The organism is Pusillimonas minor (genome assembly GCF_014237865.1).
Lineage (GTDB): Bacteria > Pseudomonadota > Gammaproteobacteria > Burkholderiales > Burkholderiaceae_B > Neopusillimonas > Neopusillimonas minor.
Genome location: NZ_JACJUU010000001.1, coordinates 115374 through 132284, shown reverse-complemented (window position 1 = coordinate 132284; position 16911 = coordinate 115374). Strand labels below are relative to the sequence as shown.

The 16911-nt window shown below is 57.8% G+C and carries 19 protein-coding genes; 16 read left to right on the top strand and 3 right to left on the bottom strand.

The window, feature by feature from the left end; translation table 11 throughout:
- Window positions 1–87: 87 nt before the first annotated feature.
- From rpsA to cysM, 8 genes are all read left to right on the top strand, one after another.
- Window positions 88–1806 (top strand): 30S ribosomal protein S1, encoded by a 1719-nt coding sequence (gene rpsA, locus GTU67_RS00665; protein WP_185778273.1) that lies wholly within the window; start codon window positions 88–90, stop codon window positions 1804–1806.
- 5 nt (window positions 1807–1811) lie between these two features.
- Entirely contained in the window at window positions 1812–2171 is a 360-nt protein-coding gene (locus GTU67_RS00660; protein ID WP_185778272.1) for an integration host factor subunit beta, read from the top strand.
- A gap of 114 nt (window positions 2172–2285) precedes the next feature.
- Window positions 2286–2606, top strand: a complete 321-nt coding sequence (locus tag GTU67_RS00655; RefSeq protein ID WP_185778271.1) for a LapA family protein — start codon at window positions 2286–2288, stop codon at window positions 2604–2606.
- 38 nt (window positions 2607–2644) lie between these two features.
- Complete coding sequence (gene lapB / locus GTU67_RS00650) at window positions 2645–3868, top strand: lipopolysaccharide assembly protein LapB (protein ID WP_185778270.1); 1224 nt, start codon at window positions 2645–2647, stop codon at window positions 3866–3868.
- Complete coding sequence (gene rfaE1 / locus GTU67_RS00645; RefSeq protein WP_185778269.1) at window positions 3865–4794, top strand: D-glycero-beta-D-manno-heptose-7-phosphate kinase; 930 nt, start codon at window positions 3865–3867, stop codon at window positions 4792–4794. The genes lapB and rfaE1 overlap by 4 nt, the downstream gene beginning before the upstream one ends.
- Entirely contained in the window at window positions 4791–5786 is a 996-nt protein-coding gene (gene rfaD, locus GTU67_RS00640; protein WP_185778268.1) for an ADP-glyceromanno-heptose 6-epimerase, read from the top strand. The genes rfaE1 and rfaD overlap by 4 nt, the downstream gene beginning before the upstream one ends.
- A gap of 173 nt (window positions 5787–5959) precedes the next feature.
- Window positions 5960–6448, top strand: coding sequence for a ComEA family DNA-binding protein (locus GTU67_RS00635; protein WP_185778267.1), 489 nt, complete (start codon window positions 5960–5962; stop codon window positions 6446–6448).
- Between the two features lie 43 nt (window positions 6449–6491).
- On the top strand, window positions 6492–7406 hold the full coding sequence (gene cysM, locus GTU67_RS00630; protein ID WP_185778266.1) for a cysteine synthase CysM: 915 nt from the start codon (window positions 6492–6494) through the stop codon (window positions 7404–7406).
- A 45-nt stretch (window positions 7407–7451) separates the two neighbouring features.
- On the opposite strand, the gene mltB is transcribed toward cysM, so the two are convergent.
- Window positions 7452–8654, bottom strand: a complete 1203-nt coding sequence (gene mltB, locus GTU67_RS00625; RefSeq protein WP_185778265.1) for a lytic murein transglycosylase B — start codon at window positions 8652–8654, stop codon at window positions 7452–7454.
- A 10-nt stretch (window positions 8655–8664) separates the two neighbouring features.
- Here mltB and GTU67_RS00620 point away from each other — a divergent pair, with 10 nt between their 5' ends.
- The 6 genes from GTU67_RS00620 to GTU67_RS00595 all read left to right on the top strand — a co-directional run bounded on the left by GTU67_RS00620 (window position 8665) and on the right by GTU67_RS00595 (window position 13262).
- The gene (locus tag GTU67_RS00620) at window positions 8665–9588 is read left to right on the top strand and encodes a histone deacetylase family protein (protein WP_185778264.1); all 924 of its coding nucleotides are present in this window, start codon (window positions 8665–8667) and stop codon (window positions 9586–9588) included.
- A gap of 103 nt (window positions 9589–9691) precedes the next feature.
- Entirely contained in the window at window positions 9692–10441 is a 750-nt protein-coding gene (locus tag GTU67_RS00615) for an electron transfer flavoprotein subunit beta/FixA family protein (RefSeq protein WP_185778263.1), read from the top strand.
- Window positions 10442–10443: 2 nt separating this feature from the next.
- Window positions 10444–11373 carry an electron transfer flavoprotein subunit alpha/FixB family protein gene (locus GTU67_RS00610; RefSeq protein WP_185778262.1) on the top strand — a complete coding sequence of 310 codons (930 nt, stop codon included), beginning with the start codon at window positions 10444–10446 and terminating at the stop codon, window positions 11371–11373.
- Window positions 11374–11690: 317 nt separating this feature from the next.
- On the top strand, window positions 11691–11864 hold the full coding sequence (locus tag GTU67_RS00605; RefSeq protein WP_185778656.1) for a hypothetical protein: 174 nt from the start codon (window positions 11691–11693) through the stop codon (window positions 11862–11864).
- Between the two features lie 198 nt (window positions 11865–12062).
- The gene (gene rplS, locus GTU67_RS00600; protein ID WP_185778261.1) at window positions 12063–12446 is read left to right on the top strand and encodes a 50S ribosomal protein L19; all 384 of its coding nucleotides are present in this window, start codon (window positions 12063–12065) and stop codon (window positions 12444–12446) included.
- A gap of 69 nt (window positions 12447–12515) precedes the next feature.
- Window positions 12516–13262: a CoA pyrophosphatase gene (locus GTU67_RS00595; RefSeq protein WP_185778260.1), complete on the top strand. Its 747-nt coding sequence runs from the start codon at window positions 12516–12518 to the stop codon at window positions 13260–13262.
- Window positions 13263–13367: 105 nt separating this feature from the next.
- Here the strand turns inward: GTU67_RS00595 and rsgA are convergent, their stop codons facing one another.
- On the bottom strand, window positions 13368–14270 hold the full coding sequence (rsgA, locus tag GTU67_RS00590) for a ribosome small subunit-dependent GTPase A (protein WP_185778259.1): 903 nt from the start codon (window positions 14268–14270) through the stop codon (window positions 13368–13370).
- Window positions 14260–15507 carry a M48 family metallopeptidase gene (locus tag GTU67_RS00585; RefSeq protein ID WP_185778258.1) on the bottom strand — a complete coding sequence of 416 codons (1248 nt, stop codon included), beginning with the start codon at window positions 15505–15507 and terminating at the stop codon, window positions 14260–14262. The genes rsgA and GTU67_RS00585 overlap by 11 nt, the downstream gene beginning before the upstream one ends.
- 47 nt (window positions 15508–15554) lie before the next feature.
- On the opposite strand from GTU67_RS00585, the gene orn reads away from it, so the two are divergent.
- Window positions 15555–16103, top strand: a complete 549-nt coding sequence (orn, locus tag GTU67_RS00580; protein WP_185778257.1) for an oligoribonuclease — start codon at window positions 15555–15557, stop codon at window positions 16101–16103.
- A gap of 12 nt (window positions 16104–16115) precedes the next feature.
- The gene (gene paaG / locus GTU67_RS00575) at window positions 16116–16904 is read left to right on the top strand and encodes a 2-(1,2-epoxy-1,2-dihydrophenyl)acetyl-CoA isomerase PaaG (RefSeq protein ID WP_185778256.1); all 789 of its coding nucleotides are present in this window, start codon (window positions 16116–16118) and stop codon (window positions 16902–16904) included.
- Window positions 16905–16911: the final 7 nt, after the last annotated feature.

Here is a 16911-nt window from a genome sequence, read left to right as displayed (position 1 = left end):
CGGGGGTGTTTTTTGTCAACTCCGCTGGGGTAAATGGTTTGCCCCGGTGTGTATTTACCGGCCATTTTGGCCTATGGATTTAATTTAATGTCCTCAACGCTAACCCCTGCTGCCGCTCTTGGCGGTGAAAGCTTTGCCGATCTGTTTGCTGAAAGCGTAAAAAGCCAAGACATGAAGTCTGGCGAAGTTATTTCGGCAGAAGTCGTTCGTATCGACCACAACTTTGTCGTTGTCAACGCCGGTCTTAAATCCGAAGCGCTGATCCCCCTTGAAGAGTTCCTGAATGATCAGGGCGAGCTCGAAGTCCAGGCAGGCGATTTCGTCTCCGTGGCCATTGACTCCCTCGAAAACGGGTATGGCGACACAATCCTGTCGCGCGATCGCGCCAAGCGTCTTTCGGCATGGCTCTCCCTCGAGCAGGCGCTCGAGTCCGGCGAGCTGGTTAACGGTACGATTACAGGCAAGGTCAAAGGCGGTCTTACAGTCATGACCAACGGTATCCGTGCCTTCTTGCCCGGTTCTTTGGTCGACCTGCGCCCGGTCAAAGACACCACGCCCTACGAGGGCAAGACCATGGAATTCAAGGTCATCAAGCTCGATCGCAAGCGCAACAACGTTGTGCTGTCGCGCCGCGCTGTCCTCGAAGCCAGCATGGGTGAAGAGCGTCAAAAACTGCTCGAAACACTCAGCGAAGGTGCTATTGTCAAGGGTGTTGTCAAGAACATCACCGACTACGGCGCATTCGTCGATCTGGGCGGCATCGATGGTCTGTTGCACATCACCGACATGGCATGGCGCCGTGTCCGTCACCCCTCCGAAGTCCTGACCGTCGGCCAGGAAGTCGAAGCCAAAGTGCTCAAGTTCGATCAAGAAAAGAGCCGTGTTTCGCTGGGCGTCAAACAGTTGGGCGAAGATCCCTGGATCGGTCTGGCACGTCGCTACCCGCAAAATACCCGCCTGTTCGGTAAAGTCACCAACCTGACCGACTACGGTGCATTCGTCGAAGTCGAAGCCGGCATCGAAGGTCTGGTGCACGTCTCCGAAATGGACTGGACCAACAAAAACGTCGATCCTCGCAAAGTGGTTACGCTGGGCGAAGAAGTCGAAGTTATGGTTCTGGAAATCGACGAAGACCGTCGCCGTATTTCGCTGGGCATGAAGCAGTGCCGCGCCAACCCATGGGAAGAGTTCTCCATGAACTTCAAACGTGGCGACAAGGTCAGCGGTGCCATCAAGTCCATCACCGACTTCGGCGTGTTTGTTGGTCTGCCTGGCGGTATCGACGGCCTGGTTCACCTGTCCGATCTGTCCTGGTCCGAAACCGGCGAAGAAGCCGTACGCAACTTCAAGAAGGGCGACGAAATCGAAGCCGTTGTTCTGGGTATCGATACCGACAAAGAGCGTATCTCGTTGGGTATCAAGCAACTTGAAGGCGACCCCTTCAACAACTTCGTTGCCACCTACGACAAAGGCGCGGTTGTTCCTGGTACCGTCAAGTCGGTTGAAGCCAAGGGTGCAGTCGTTACGCTGTCCCTCGACGTCGAAGGCTACCTGCGTGCTTCCGAAATCTCGGCTGGCCGCGTCGAAGACGCTACCACTGCCCTGAATGTTGGTGACAACGTCGAAGCCATGATCATCAACATTGATCGCAAAGCGCGCTCGATCCAGTTGTCGATCAAGGCCCGTGACAACGCCGAAACCGCCGATACGCTCCAGCGTATGTCCGAAGCCAGCGCCTCGTCGGGTACAACCAACCTGGGCGCCTTGCTCAAGGCCAAGCTCGACCAAGCTCGCGACGACGGTTAATTGGTGTGACTAAGTCAGAGCTGATCGCCATTCTGGCGAGCCGGTACCCGCAGCTTGCGCTGCGGGACACCGATCTCGCCGTCAAAACGGTGCTCGATGCCATGGCCCAGGCTTTGTCCAACGGCCAGCGCATCGAAATCCGTGGCTTTGGCAGTTTTTCGTTATCGACCCGTTCACCGCGCGTGGGGCGTAACCCCAAGTCTGGCGAAAAAGTCATGGTGCCCGGAAAACAGGTGCCTCACTTCAAAGCCGGTAAAGAACTGCGCGAGCGTGTCGATGCGGCATTCGAGCAAGAAGGCCGTAGAAATGACGAATCTGCCGAGTTCACCTTAGACCATCAATTCGATCGCATCATGCACGGCTGACGCCGCGTTTGTGTCGTATCAAACAAAACCCCTGGCCAAAAAGCCGGGGGTTTTGTTTTTTCGGGGTCATTATTCCCATTACAATTGGGCATTCCTGATTTTCGGAGTTCAGTCATGCGATACCTCGTATGGGCGTTACGCTTGGTTGTGTTTATTGTCGTATTGTTGTTTGCGCTTAAAAACACAGGCCCGGTCGATGTTAATTTTTATGCCGATCATGTTGTTACCGGCGTGCCGCTTATTGTGGTGATGCTGGTGGCCTTTGTGGTGGGTGTGTTGTTTGCCCTGCTGGCCATTGTGCCGGCCATGTTGCGTCGTCGCCGCGAAATCAAGCGCCTCGAGCGCGAGGTGTCTCGTCTTCAGGCGGCCGCCGCACCCGAAGTGGCTCATGCGCCCGTTTCCCCCGACGCCGTTGCGCCGCTGTCTCCCCTTTAAACCCGGGCCGAAAGCCTGTTGTTCCCGAGGCCTGATTCATGGACTTTGAACCGTGGTGGCTTATTTCGCTGCCGGTACTTTTCGGTTTGGGGTGGGTCGCTGCGCGCGTCGACATCCGCCAGATGCTGTCCGAAACCCGTAGCTTGCCCGACTCTTATTTCAAGGGTCTGAACTTCATTCTCAACGAAGAGCCCGATCGCGCTATCGATGCTTTTGTCGAAGTCGCCAAGCTCGACCCCGAAACCACCGAGCTGCATTTTGCGCTGGGTAGCTTGTTTCGCCGGCGCGGCGAAATGGAACGTGCTATTCGTGTGCATCAAAGCCTGCTTGCCCGGGCCGACTTGCCCCAGGCCGAACGCGAACATGCCCAGCACGAACTGGCGCAAGACTTCCTGAAGGCCGGTATGCTCGATCGCGCCGAGCAGGCATTTTTGCAGGTGCAAAATACGGCGCGTTATTCAGTGCCGGCGGTGCGTGCACTGATTCGCATCTACGAATCTGAACACGACTGGCCCAAAGCGATCGAAGCGGTCAAGCGGCTCAGGGCCCTGGTCGACGAGCCGGTCCCGCAATTGGTGCATTACCAGTGCGAACAAGCCCAAACGGCGTTGGCTTCAAGGCCACCCGCAATCGACGCGGCCATTGCGGCGCTCGATGCTGCCGATAACGCGGCCAACGCGCTGGCCGAAAAACATTTCAGTCAAGCATCGCAGGCTCGTATTGCCATGTTGCGCGCCGCTGTGGCGCGTGCGTCTGGGCAACCCGCCCAAGAGCGTGCCTGGCTAGAAGCCGTGCTGGTGCAGGCGCCCGAGTATGCAGGACTGGTGGCCAACGACCTGCTTAACGTGTGTCGCGCCACGGGTCAGGCGGCTCAGGCGCTGGCGTTGCTCAAGGCGCATTACATGCGTCATCCTACGCTCGACATGTTCAATGTTGTGTTTCGCGAATTACGTTTTCAAGAAGGGTACGTGCCCGCCTGGGCATTTGCACGCGAGGCGCTTCGCGCTCACCCGTCGTTGCTGGGGCTAGACCGGCTGCTCGAGGCCGAGCTTGCCAGCGACGACACCCCAAAAACAGGTGCCGCCATCGCGCCCGATGCCGACCTGAGCCTGTTGCGCAGTCTCATTCACAAACATACACAGCGCCTTGATCGTTATGCCTGCAGCCATTGCGGGTTCGAGGCGCGTCATTATTATTGGCAATGTCCGGGGTGTAATGCCTGGGAGACCTACCCCCCCCGACGTCTGGAAGAAATTCGATGACTACATTTCCCGCTGCCGATGTCCAGCGCGCACGCGTACTGGTTGTCGGTGACATCATGCTCGATCGCTACTGGTTTGGCGAGGTCGAGCGCATTTCGCCTGAAGCGCCGGTGCCCGTTGTGCGTGTCGCCCGCCGTGAAGACCGGCTGGGTGGTGCGGCGAACGTCGCCCGCAACATTGTTGCCCTGGGCGCTCAGGCGACCTTGCTGGGCGTGGTGGGCGACGACGAGGCCGGGCTGAAGGTTGAAGCCCTGTCGACCGAAGACCGCATTACTGCGCGATTGGTGGTCGATCCTTTGCTGCACACCACGCTTAAAATGCGCGTGCTGGGTCGTCAGCAGCAATTGTTGCGCATCGATTTCGAAGAGCAGCCTTCGGTCAACAGCCTGGCCCAAATTCATGCCTTGTTTTCGGCGCAGCTGGCGCATCACGACGTCGTCGTCTTGTCCGATTACGCCAAGGGCGTGCTGGCGCAGGTCGAACCCCTCATTCAGGCGGCGCGTGCGCAAGGCAAACCGGTATTCGTCGACCCGAAAGGGCACGCTTATCAGCGCTACCAGGGGGCGACCATCATCACGCCCAACCGGGCCGAAATGCAAGATGCCGTAGGGCGGTGGACGTCGGAGCATGAGCTTGAAACCCGGGCGCAAAAACTGCGTCAAGAGCTCGGGCTCGAGGCGCTTCTGGTTACGCGCTCCGAACAAGGCATGACCTTGTTTCAGGACAGCCATCGTTTTCACGTTGATGCCATGGCACACGAAGTGTTCGACGTCTCTGGGGCCGGAGACACCGTCCTGGCGACGTTGGCCGTTATGCGGGCAGCCGGCTTGGGGTGGGACGATGCCGTGCGGTGGGCAAATCGGGCCGGCGGCGTCGCCGTGGGCAAACTAGGGACATCGGTAGTTACCGCAGGAGAACTCGAATGATTATTGTGACAGGCGGCGCCGGCTTTATCGGCAGCAATATTGTCAAAGGCCTTAATGCGCGCGGCATTACCAATATTTTGGTGGTCGACGACCTGACCGAAGGCGATAAATTCCGCAATCTGGTCGACCTGGATATTGCCGATTATTTGCATAAAGACGATTTCCGGCAGCAGTTGCAAGCCGGGCGTCTTTCCGGCATCGAGGCCGTTTTCCATCAGGGGGCCTGCTCCGATACCACCGAGCGTAACGGCCATTACATGATGGACAACAACTACAAGGTAACGCTCGAACTTTTTGGCTGGTGCCAACAGCACAAGGTACCTTTTATCTATGCGTCTTCGGCGGCGGTGTACGGTGCCGGGCCGGTCTATGTCGAGAATCCTTTGTACGAGTCGCCGCTGAACGTTTACGGCTACTCAAAGTTTCTGTTCGACCAGGTATTGCGCCGTCACCTCGAGCGCCTTAAGGCGCCTGTGGTGGGGTTGCGTTATTTCAATGTGTACGGCCCGCAAGAGCAACACAAAGGGCGCATGGCGTCGGTGGCCTTTCATAACATGAACCAGTTCCGCACCGAAGGCCATGTGCGACTGTTTGGCGGCTGGGACGGCTACCCCGATGGTGGGCAGCAGCGTGACTTTATCTTTATTGACGATGTCGTTTCTGTAAACCTGCACTTTCTCGATCACCCCGAGGTGTCGGGCATTTTCAATTGCGGCACCGGGCGTGCGCAGCCATTTAATGATGTTGCGACGGCAGTGGTCAATACCATGCGTGCCGAAAAGGGTGAGGCCGAGCTTTCGTTGCGCGACCTGGTCGACCAGCAATACATCCATTACATTCCGTTCCCCGAAGACCTTAAAGGGCGATATCAAAGTCACACGCAGGCCGACTTATCGCAATTGCGCGCTGCGGGTTACGACAAGCCGTTTACCGACGTGCAAACCGGTGTGGCGGCATATGTACGCGCTATGCTCAAAAATGGGCGCCTGTAGGTAAATTAATTGCCTGGCAGGCTTGCCCGTGTTCGTTTGTTTCGCGTGAACCAACGGCAATGCCGTAGTTTTACGCACTGACATTTTCGTTCAGTACGTCTGCCGGTTTTTCCCCATTTGCCCCACGATAGACACTGAAGTTTTTCTTCAGTGTCTTTTTTCTTGGGGGTGTCATGAATCCGTTTACAGAATCTACCGTTGCAGTGCCGGTAGCCGCAGATCAGCGCGGCGCCTGGCCTGAACCAGACGCCGAATTGCAGCCGTCGTCAGGTCCAGAAGTCGAATCGACAGTGTCATCTGGTACGACGTTAAGAAAGGCGGTCATGCAGGCCGGCGTGTGTCTTGTGTTGCTAGGCTCGGCCTTTGCCAATACGGTCTACGCAGTTGATGTGAACGCAGCCGATGTCTCGCAGCTCGAAGGCATTAAGGGGATAGGTCCCAAGACGGCGCGTACGATCATTGATGAGCGAACCCGTGGTGGTCGTTACGAATCGTTTGACGACCTGTCTGATCGCGTGAAAGGTATCGGCCCGGCCAAAGTGGCGTCGCTGCGGTCGGCGGGCTTGACGGTGCAGGGTGGCTTGAGTGCGGCTGAGCCTGCCGGCCGGGAAAAAAGCCCGGTGAATACAGCCGCCCCGAAAGGGGGGCATAAAATCCGTTAAGGCGCTTGCGGCAGGGGCTGGGCGCCGGTGTATGATTTCGGCTATGAAAACATACATGACCATCGAAGACACCATCGGTAGCACCCCCCTGGTTCGTCTGCAGCGTATTCCGGGTGCATTGGGCGACAGCCGTGGCAACGTCATTCTGGCCAAACTCGAAGGCAATAATCCGGCGGGTTCGGTCAAAGACCGTGCGGCCAGCTCCATGATCCGCCGCGCCGAAGAGCGGGGTGAAATCAAGCCGGGCGACACGCTGATTGAAGCCACCAGCGGCAACACCGGCATTGCGTTGGCCATGACGGCCGCTATTCGCGGGTACAAGATGATTCTCATCATGCCCGACAACCTGTCGCTCGAACGCCGCGCCTCCATGACGGCGTACGGTGCACAGCTTATTCTGACCAAGGCCAGCGAAGGCGGTATGGAATATGCCCGCGACCTTGCCATGCAGATGCAGGCCGAAGGCAAGGGCAAAGTGCTCGATCAGTTTGCCAACCCCGACAATTTCCGTGCACACATCGAGTCCACAGGCCCCGAGCTCTGGGAGCAAACGGGCGGTGAAATCACGCATTTTGTCAGCGCCATGGGGACCACGGGCACCATTATGGGGGTGGGCACCTATTTACGTACCCAAAACCCGGCTATCCAGGTGGTGGGCGCACAGCCTGCCCCTGGCTCGCAAATTCCGGGCATTCGCAAGTGGCCCGAGGCTTATCAGCCCAAAATATACGACCCGGCCAAGGTCGATGCCTTCGAGCTGATCGAACAAGCCGAAGCCGAAACCATGGCACGGCGCATGGCTGCCGAAGAGGGCATTTTTGGCGGTATTTCTGCGGCGGGTGCGTTGGTCGCGGCTTTGCGGGTAGCGGCCCGTGTCGAAAACGCCACCATTGTGTTCATAGTGTGCGACCGGGGCGACCGCTATTTATCGACGGGTGTATTCAACCCGGCGCCTTAGCTTTAACCCAACACTTTCACGTTAACCCCCGCGCTTGTTTTTTGTTTATTGCGCGGGGGTGCCGTCGGGCGCACCATAGCCCATCTGGTCGGCCAGCGCTTGGGCAAGCTCTGCCACCGAGGTCGCATAAAAATAACTGCGGTTGTATTCGGTCAGTGCAAAAAAGTTTGGGGTGGCCACGCGGTATTCGGCCAGGCCGCGCGGTTCGTCGAGCAAGTCGATAACCCCTACCGGGTGCTGGGCCCAGGCCATGGTTGTGCGAGGGCTTCGGGCAACGTAGGCGCCGGCCTGTTCTAGTTGCTGCCAGCGCAGCGTGGGTTTAAGCCCGCCGTCAACCCATTGTGCGGCATTTTGCGGTAGCTGCACGGGTGCAAATACCGGTAGCCCGGGTTCCCAGCCGTGCAGGCGTAAAAATTTGCCCACCGAAGCCAGTGCATCGGGGACGCTGTCGTAAAGGTCGATGCGCCGGTCGTTGTCGCCATCGGCGGCAAACCGGCGCAAACTGCCCGGCATAAATTGTGGCAGCCCGACGGCGCCGGCAAACGAGCCTGTGGCCGTGGTGGCGTTCAGTTCGCCACGGTAATCGAGCTCGATCAGGTCGGCCAGTTGGTCGCGAAACAGCTGGCTGCGCTCGGGGCGATTGACGTCGGGGTGGCGAAACCCCAGCGTCGCCAGCGCGTCGAGCACCGAAAAGCTCCCGGTGTAGCGCCCGTACAGGGTTTCGACACCAATAATTGAAACGAGTATGGACGGTGGTACGCCGTACTGCGCTGCGGCGCGGTCTACTTCTGTTTTGTAACTTTGCCAGAACGCCACACCTTGCTTGATGCGGACGGGCTCGACGTAGCGCTGCCGGTACGTTACCCAGCTGCGTTTGATGCGTTTGCCCGAAGGTGTCATGAGGCGGGCAACCTGCGGATCGAAGCGCGCCAGAAGCAGCAGTTTTTCGACGTGTGCCAGAGGGACATGGCGGGTAGCGGCGACTTCACGCGCATACGCTTGAATATCGGGCTGCAAATGGCCTTCGGGTGTGGTGAAGGCGCCCACGCCCGGGACGGACTGACCGGTTTTTATGGATGACGCCTGCGGCGCCCTGGGTTGCACGACGGATGGCGCGGGGGCGAACGTTTCGGGGCGTGGCGTGACTGCGTCGGCCTGGGCGGTATTGACAGCGGGGGGTACAGAAGCGCAGCCGGTAAAAAATGCGAAAATGGGGGCGGCTTGCAAAAGTCTTGCGGCTTTGAACATAATCATCCTTATGCAGACCCTATATATTACTCATCCTGCTTGCCACCTGCACGAAATGGGAGACTGGCATCCGGAGTGTCCTCAACGGCTGGACGCCATCAATGATCAGTTGCTTTCCAGCGGTATAGATGGTCTGCTGTTGCACGAACAGTCTACCGACGCTACCGATGCCGACATTTTGCGTGTACACGCGACGGATTACTGGTCTTTTTTAAAGCGAAGCGTTCCCGAGTCGGGGTATTTCGAGATTGATCCCGATACGCTAATGAACCCGCATACGCTTGATGCCGCGCGCAAGGCGGCTGGTGCGGGCATTTTGGCGGTCGACAGCATTATGGCGGGCCATGCACAAAACGCGTTTTGTGCCGTTCGGCCGCCGGGGCATCACGCACGCCCAAGCTTGGCGATGGGGTTTTGTTTTGTCAATAATATTGCTGTAGCTGCAGCGTATGCACTCGAAAAATACGGTTTTGAACGTATTTCAATTATCGATTTCGATGTGCACCATGGCAACGGAACCGCAGAAATGTTCGCTGGCGACGAGCGGGTTTTGATGTGTGGTTTTTTCCAGGAATCAATTTTTCCTAACGTACACACTCAAAATCAGCCCAAAAATATGTTAAACATACCTGTTGAGGCTTATGCGTCGGGTGAGCAGGTCAGGAAACTGGTCGAAGATCGCTGGATGACTGATTTGTTTGAATTTGAGCCGCAGTTTGTTTTTGTCTCGGCGGGTTTCGATGCCCATCGCGAAGACGAGCTGGCTCAGTTGGGTTTGGTCGAAGCCGACTATGCCTGGATTACCCAGCAAATCGTGTCGGTTGCCGAACACTCCGCCCAGGGCCGTATTGTCAGCTTTCTTGAAGGGGGCTACAGCCTGTCGGCCTTGGGCCGAAGCGTGGTTGCCCACTTGAAGGTGCTGGCAAAGTTGTAGAATAGTCAGGTTTTTCTTAATTTTCAGTAGTGCTGCGGTGTCACTGTGCCAAATAGCGCATAGCAACAGGGCGGTCTATGTTCAATTCCCCGGAGGAAGCTCGATGAAGGTATTAGTGCCTGTCAAGCGTGTGGTTGATTACAACGTCAAAGTACGCGTCAAGTCCGATCAAACCGGCGTTGATATCGCCAACGTCAAGATGTCGATGAACCCCTTCGACGAAATTGCCGTCGAAGAGGCCACCCGGCTTAAAGAAAGCGGTGCGGCGACAGAAGTCGTGGCCGTATCCTGCGGCGCTCAACAAGCCCAGGAAACCTTACGTACTGCAATGGCGATCGGCGCCGACCGCTCTGTGTTGGTACAAACCGACGTCGAACTTCAGCCCTTGGCCGTGGCCAAGTTGCTTAAGGCCCTGGTCGACAAAGAACAGCCGCAACTGGTTATTCTGGGCAAGCAGGCGATCGACGACGACGCCAACCAAACTGGCCAGATGCTGGCCGCGCTGCTCGATTGGCCCCAGGCTACGTTCGCCAGCAAGGTCGAAATTGCAGGCGACAAGGCCAAGGTAACCCGCGAAATCGACGGCGGCCTCGAAACCATCGAGCTGAAATTGCCTGCCATCGTGACCACCGACCTGCGCCTGAACGAGCCCCGTTATGTCACGCTCCCCAATATCATGAAGGCCAAGAAAAAGCCGCTCGACACCGTCACGCCCGACGAACTGGGTGTCGATGTTGCCCCGCGCCTGAAGACCCTTAAAGTCACCGAGCCGCCTGTGCGTTCCGCCGGTGTCGTGGTGGCCGATGTGGCTGCGTTGGTCGATAAACTCAAGAACGAAGCGAAGGTGGTTTGATCATGTCTGTACTTGTTATTGCTGAACACGATAATGCCCAACTCAAGGGCGCAACCCTCAACGTGATTGCTGCCGCCCAGAAAATCGGCACAGACGTCCATGTGCTGGTGGCCGGCGCCGGCATTCAGGCCGTTGCCGAGCAGGCCGCCAAAGCGGCCGGCGTCAGCAAGGTCATTGCCGCCGACGGTGCGTCGCTGGCCGAAGCCCTTGCCGAGAACGTAGCCGCGCAGGTCCTGGCATTGGCGTCGTCTTATTCGCACATCTTGTTCCCCGCAACTGCCAACGGTAAAAACGTTGCGCCTCGCGTTGCGGCCAAACTCGACGTCGCGCAAATTTCCGACATCATCTCGGTCGAGTCCGCCGACACCTTCACACGCCCCATTTACGCCGGCAACGCCATTGCCACTGTGCAATCACAAGATGCCGTCAAAATCATCACCGTGCGTACGACGGCCTTCGACCCCGTCGCTGCCGAAGGCGGCCAGGCCACTGTCGAATCGGCCGCTGCTGTCGCCGATTCCGGGTTGTCGTCGTTTGTGGGTCGCGAGCTGGCTAAAAGCGATCGTCCCGAACTGGCCGGTGCCGCTGCTGTGGTGTCGGGTGGTCGTGGTATGGGCAGCGCCGAAAACTTCAAAATTCTCGAGCCGCTGGCCGACAAGCTTGGTGCGGCATTGGGCGCATCCCGCGCCGCCGTTGATGCCGGCTATGCGCCCAACGACTGGCAAGTGGGTCAAACCGGCAAAATTGTTGCGCCGCAGTTGTACGTGGCTGTCGGTATTTCGGGGGCCATCCAGCATTTGGCCGGCATGAAAGACTCCAAAGTCATTGTGGCCATCAACAAAGACGCCGAAGCACCGATTTTCGGCGTGGCCGATTACGGCCTGGTGGCCGACCTGTTCCAGGCCGTCCCCGAACTGGCCAACGCGCTGTAACTCGTTTTGCCCGGCAGCTGGCAGGCTTGTCCTGCCGCTGCCAAGCCTTGAGCCCCGCCCGGCATTTGTGCCCGGCGGGGTTTTTCTTGTGTGTCTGGTTCGGTCGGGCCTGGCCTGGGTTGGGTTGGGTTGGGTTGGTGCAGATACGACAGTGGCTTGCGGGGGAGTCGTCGGGTTTCAAGACCCGTTGCTGCACAGGGTTGTAAAACTGCTTGCGCACATAGCTGTTTTTTTGTACAGTAAATTTAGCTGTACGAAAAAACAGTATTTGGTGCGCGCCAATGTGTTGCGCCATGTGTCTATATCAGGGGGTTAGCATGAACAACGTATCAAAAGCGTCCGGGTCCAGGTTCAGTCAGGGTGGTGCGGCGCGGTTTAAGCGCGGGGCCAGGCTTAGCCGTGGTGCCATATTGGCCGACATTTTTCTGGTGGCCCTGTGGGGTGCCACCATTCCGGGCTTAATGTGGTTGGGCGCCGCCGGCGGCTTCTAGGCATAGCCATGCAACTTGCTGTTTATTTTGCAAATTTTTGGCTAAGGCTATATAATCGTGGGCTTTGCAACTTGCATCCTCTGGCGGCGTTAGCAGCACCTTGGGTAAGTTGGCCGGCAACCCCTGTTTTACAGGCTGTTGGCCTTTTGCCCACACCAAACAACAATGCGCCTTTCATGATGTTTATCGGAGCCTACCGTGGATCTCATCCAACAAATTGAACAAGAAGAAATCGCCCGTCTTACCAACGGCGAAGCCAAGCCCGTATTTGCTCCTGGCGATACCGTCGTCGTCAACGTTAACGTTGTCGAAGGTAACCGCAAGCGCGTACAGGCCTACGAAGGTGTTGTTATCGCCCGTCGTAACCGCGGCCTTAACTCTTCTTTCATCGTACGCAAAATCTCGTCCGGCGAAGCCGTCGAGCGTACTTTCCAGCTGTATTCGCCCCAAATCGCTTCCATCGAAGTCAAGCGTCGTGGCGATGTCCGTCGTGCTAAACTGTACTATCTGCGTAGCCGTTCGGGTAAGTCTGCTCGCATCAAAGAAAAGCTGGTTCGCAAAGCCGACAAAGTAGCTTCGTAAGCAGGCAAGTCAGTTTTGGCGTAAAGCCAGTCAAGCAAAGGCACCCGAGCGGTGCCTTTGTTTTTTGTCATGTCAGAAAATCCTCCGCCATTACCGGCGCGCAAGCGCAAAATTATTACGCCAGGGTTTGATCCTCAAATCCAGCCGGTGTTGCCGCCGCTTTCGGCGCTTGGCCCGTTGCCCGAACAGGCCCTTCATCTCGACTTCATCAAGGCAGCTTTTTCCCAGCCTGTTCAGTGGGATGTCGAGCCGGTGTTCTCTGACGCTTTCCGTATCGATGCCGATGCGCTCAGCCAGGTGGTGCAGGCAGCGGTGCTGATGCCGCTGGTACAACGAGACAGCGGGCTGAATGTAATATTTACTCGCCGCGCTGCCCATTTGTACGACCACGCCGGGCAAGTCAGCTTTCCTGGCGGGCGCATCGAAGTCACCGATGCCAATGCCCTGGCGGCTGCCCTGCGCGAGACCCACGAAGAAATTGGCGTTGAGCCGCATTTTGTTCAAACCATAGGCACGCACCCGTGTTTTCTGACGGCTACGGGGTTTTCGATGGAGCCGGTTATTGGTTTGGTGCAGCCTGGCTTTGTCTTCAAACCCGACGCCACCGAAGTGGCCGAAGTGTTCGAGGTGCCGTTGGCCTTTCTGATGGACCCGGCCAATCACCGCCTGCATCGGGCCGAACTGCCCGGCGGTGGCCAACGGTTGTATTACTCAATGCCCTGGGGGCAGTATTTTATTTGGGGTGCAACCGCAGCCCTGGTGCGTAATTTGTACCACCATCTGGCCGCCGCCCATAAATTGATGTCGGGCCGGTAAGCTTTTGGCGCGGGCCAATAGCTACCGGGCGGTTTTCATGCTGCGGTGTTGGGGTCGATATCGGTGTATTTAAAAGCCTGCCAGCGGCAGCCGGCTTTACCAAAGCTAATACCGCTGCTGCGCCTCGTTCTCGGCCAAAATGCGCTCGTAAAGCGCGTGGCGTTCGGGCTTGATGTTGCCGGCAGCTTTGGCCGCCAAAATAGCGCAACCCGGTTCGTGACGATGCGTGCAGTTATAAAAACGGCAGTCCCCTAAAAAGGGCTCAAATTCGGCAAACCCACCCTCGATGGCGGTGGGGTCAAGGTGAAACAAGCCAAAATTCTGGAAACCGGGCGAATCGATCAGGTCGCCGCTTTGCGGCAGATGATAAAGCCGTGTGGCGGTGGTTGTGTGTTTCCCGGCATCAAGCGCTACCGAGTGCGCTTGGGTGTGGGCTGCGGCGTCGGGGACCAGGGCATTAAGCAGGGTAGATTTGCCCATGCCGCTTTGCCCCAGCAGCAGCGCGGTTTTCCCGCCTATATGTTCGAGCAGTTTTGCTTTGGTCTGTGCGGTATCAAGGGCGCTAAGCTCGACAATGGGTACGCCTGCATCGCGAAACGGTGCCAGGCGGGCACGCGCCTCGGCCAGGCTTTCGGTTAAATCGGCTTTGTTTAAAACGATGATCGTGTCGATGTCGGCAGCACGTGCTGCCACCAGCGCACGCCCGATCAGGTCATCGGAAAATGCCGGCGTTGTGGCCACAACCAGCAGCAGCAAGTCGACGTTGGCGGCGAACTGCTTGGTGCGCATTTCGTCAGACCGGTACAGCAGGTTTTTACGATCCAGCCGCTTTTCGATTACACCTTCTTCGTTACCCTGAAAGCGCACCTGCACATAGTCGCCTACAGCGGCATCGGCCTTTTTACCGCGGGGAAAGCACTTGTGCACCTGGCCGTCGGACAGTTCGACGCCGTAGTGGCGGCCATGTACGGCGACGACGCGCCCCTGGACAGTCGGTTCAGTGGGCATGCTTCAGCTTTTTGATGCGCAGGGCGGCGGGTGGGTGGCTGTCGTAGAACGCCGAATGAACAGGGTCGGGCGTTAGTGTGGCGGCGTTGTCGTCGTACAGCTTGACCAAGGCCGAAATCAGGGCCGGCGCCGACGATTGCTGCGCCGCGAACTGGTCGGCCTGGAATTCGTCGCGACGCGACATCAGGCTGACCAGCGGGGTGATCCAGAATGTAAACACCGGCATGACCAGGAAGAACAGAATCAGGGCCAGGGCATCGTTAGGGCGGCCCAGCTGTGGAATTACCCCCAGGTCGGTATAAAACCAGACTTGCTGCGACAGCCAGCCCAGCACCTGAAAAAACACCAGGGCCAGGATAAAACTGATTACCAGGCGCTTGGCAATGTGCCGGTACTTGAAATGACCCAGTTCGTGGGCCAGCACGGCTTCGACCTCATCGCCTGTAAGTTTTGACAGCAGCGTGTCGAAGAAAACGATGCGCCGCGACCGGCCAAAGCCGGTGAAGTAGGCGTTGCCGTGGGCAGAACGCTTTGAGCCGTCCATGACGAACAGGCCGCTGATTGAAAAGCCGCAGCGCTGCGCCAGCGCGTTAATGCGCCGGGCCAGTTCGGGGTCGTTGAGCGGGGTAAATTTATTGAACAGCGGGGCAATAACGGTGGGAAACAGCCAGATGACCAGGATATTGAACACCACCCAGGCCCCCCAGGCCCACCAATGCCAGTAGGCGCCGGTATTGCCCATAAACCACAACACCCCGGCAGCCAGCGGCAGCCCCAGCACAACGGCCACCAGCAGCCCTTTTAAGGTGTCGCTTACAAATAGCCCGAATGACATGCGATTGAAGCCAAAACGGGCTTCGAGGCCGAACTTGCGCCACAAGGTAAAGGGCAGGCCCACAACGCCCATAATGAGTACGATGCTGCCGACAAGCGCCAGCTGACGCCACATTTCGTGGTCGATCAGTTGCCCGAGTTTGATATCGATGAACTGCAGCCCGCCCAGCAGGGTCAGGCCAATTAACACCGCAGCCTCGGTGATGGTTTCGACCAGGCTGATTTGAACCTTGCCATGGGTATAGTCGGCGGCGCGCTGATGGCTGCGCAGACTGATACGATCGGAGAATTCGGGCGGGACTTCGCCGCGATGGCGCGCGACGTGCCGGATTTGACGCACACCCAACCAAAGGCGCAGGGCGATGTCGGCAAACAGAAAGACCAGAAACAGCAGTGTAAACATAGGCTCCGCGCAGGTATGCGAAAATCAGCGTTTTAAGGATTGATTATATGGCGGTTAATAAAGATCAGCGATTGGTATGGCTTGACCTGGAAATGACAGGTCTGGACCCTGAAAAAGAACGCATTATTGAAGCGGCTGTGGTAGTGACCGAAGCCGACCTGACCCTGGTGGCCGAAGGCCCGGTCATGGTGATTCACCAGAAGACCGAAATTTTGGACGCCATGGACAAATGGAATACGTCCACCCACGGCAAAAGCGGCCTGACCGATAAGGTTAAAGCGTCGACCATTAACGAAGAAGAGGCTGAAACCGAGCTTCTGGCTTTTTTGACCAAGCATGTCAGCCCGGGCAAGTCGCCCCTATGCGGCAACACGGTGGGCCAGGACCGCCGTTTTCTGGTCAAGTATATGCCACGCCTTGAAGCGTTCTTTCATTACCGGAACCTCGACGTTTCGACCCTGAAAGAGCTCGCGCAACGCTGGAAACCCGAAGTGTATAAAAGCTTTGTCAAGAAAAGCCGCCACGAGGCGCTGGCCGACATCTACGAGTCTATCGACGAACTCAAACACTATCGCGAACACTTTATCAAGATCTGACGGATACCGCTCATGAGTGACTCCAGCATTCTTTTTACCTTGCAAGACGGCATTGCCCGTATCACATTAAACCGCCCCGACAAGCTCAACAGCTTTACGGCCGAGATGCACGAAGCCTTGCGTCAGGCGCTGACCCAGGTCGAAAGCCAGGGCGCCCGTGTGCTTTTGCTGACAGGCGCCGGCCGCGGGTTTTGTGCCGGACAAGACCTTTCTGCGCGTGTGGCAACGCCGGGGCAGGCCAGGGTCGACCTGGGCGAAAGCATTGAAAAGAATTATGCGCCGCTGGTCAGGCGTCTGCGCGCCTTGCCCATGCCGGTGGTTGTGGGGGTGAACGGGGTGGCGGCCGGTGCCGGCGCCAATTTGGCGTTGGCCGGCGACATCATCATTGCCCGCGAGTCGGTCAGCTTCATCGAGCCTTTTTGCCGGTTGGGCCTGTTGCCCGATACCGGCGGCACCTATATTTTGCCGCGTCTGGTCGGGCGCGCGCGCGCCATGGGCATGGCATTGCTGGGCGACAAAATCTCCGCCCGTCAGGCCGAGCAGTGGGGGCTCATTTGGGAGTGCGTGGCCGACGACGCGTTCGACGCGCGGCTTGATGCGCTGGCTGCCCATTTTGCCGCCGCACCCACCAAAGGCTTGGCCGCCGCCAAGCAGGCCATCAACCAAAGCCTTAACAACACACTCGACCAGCAGCTCGACCTTGAACGCGACCTGATGCGCGAGCTGGGTTACACCGATGATTACGCCGAAGGCGTGGCCGCGTTCATGGCCAAGCGCCCCCCGGTTTTCAAGGGGCAATAGGCTTGAA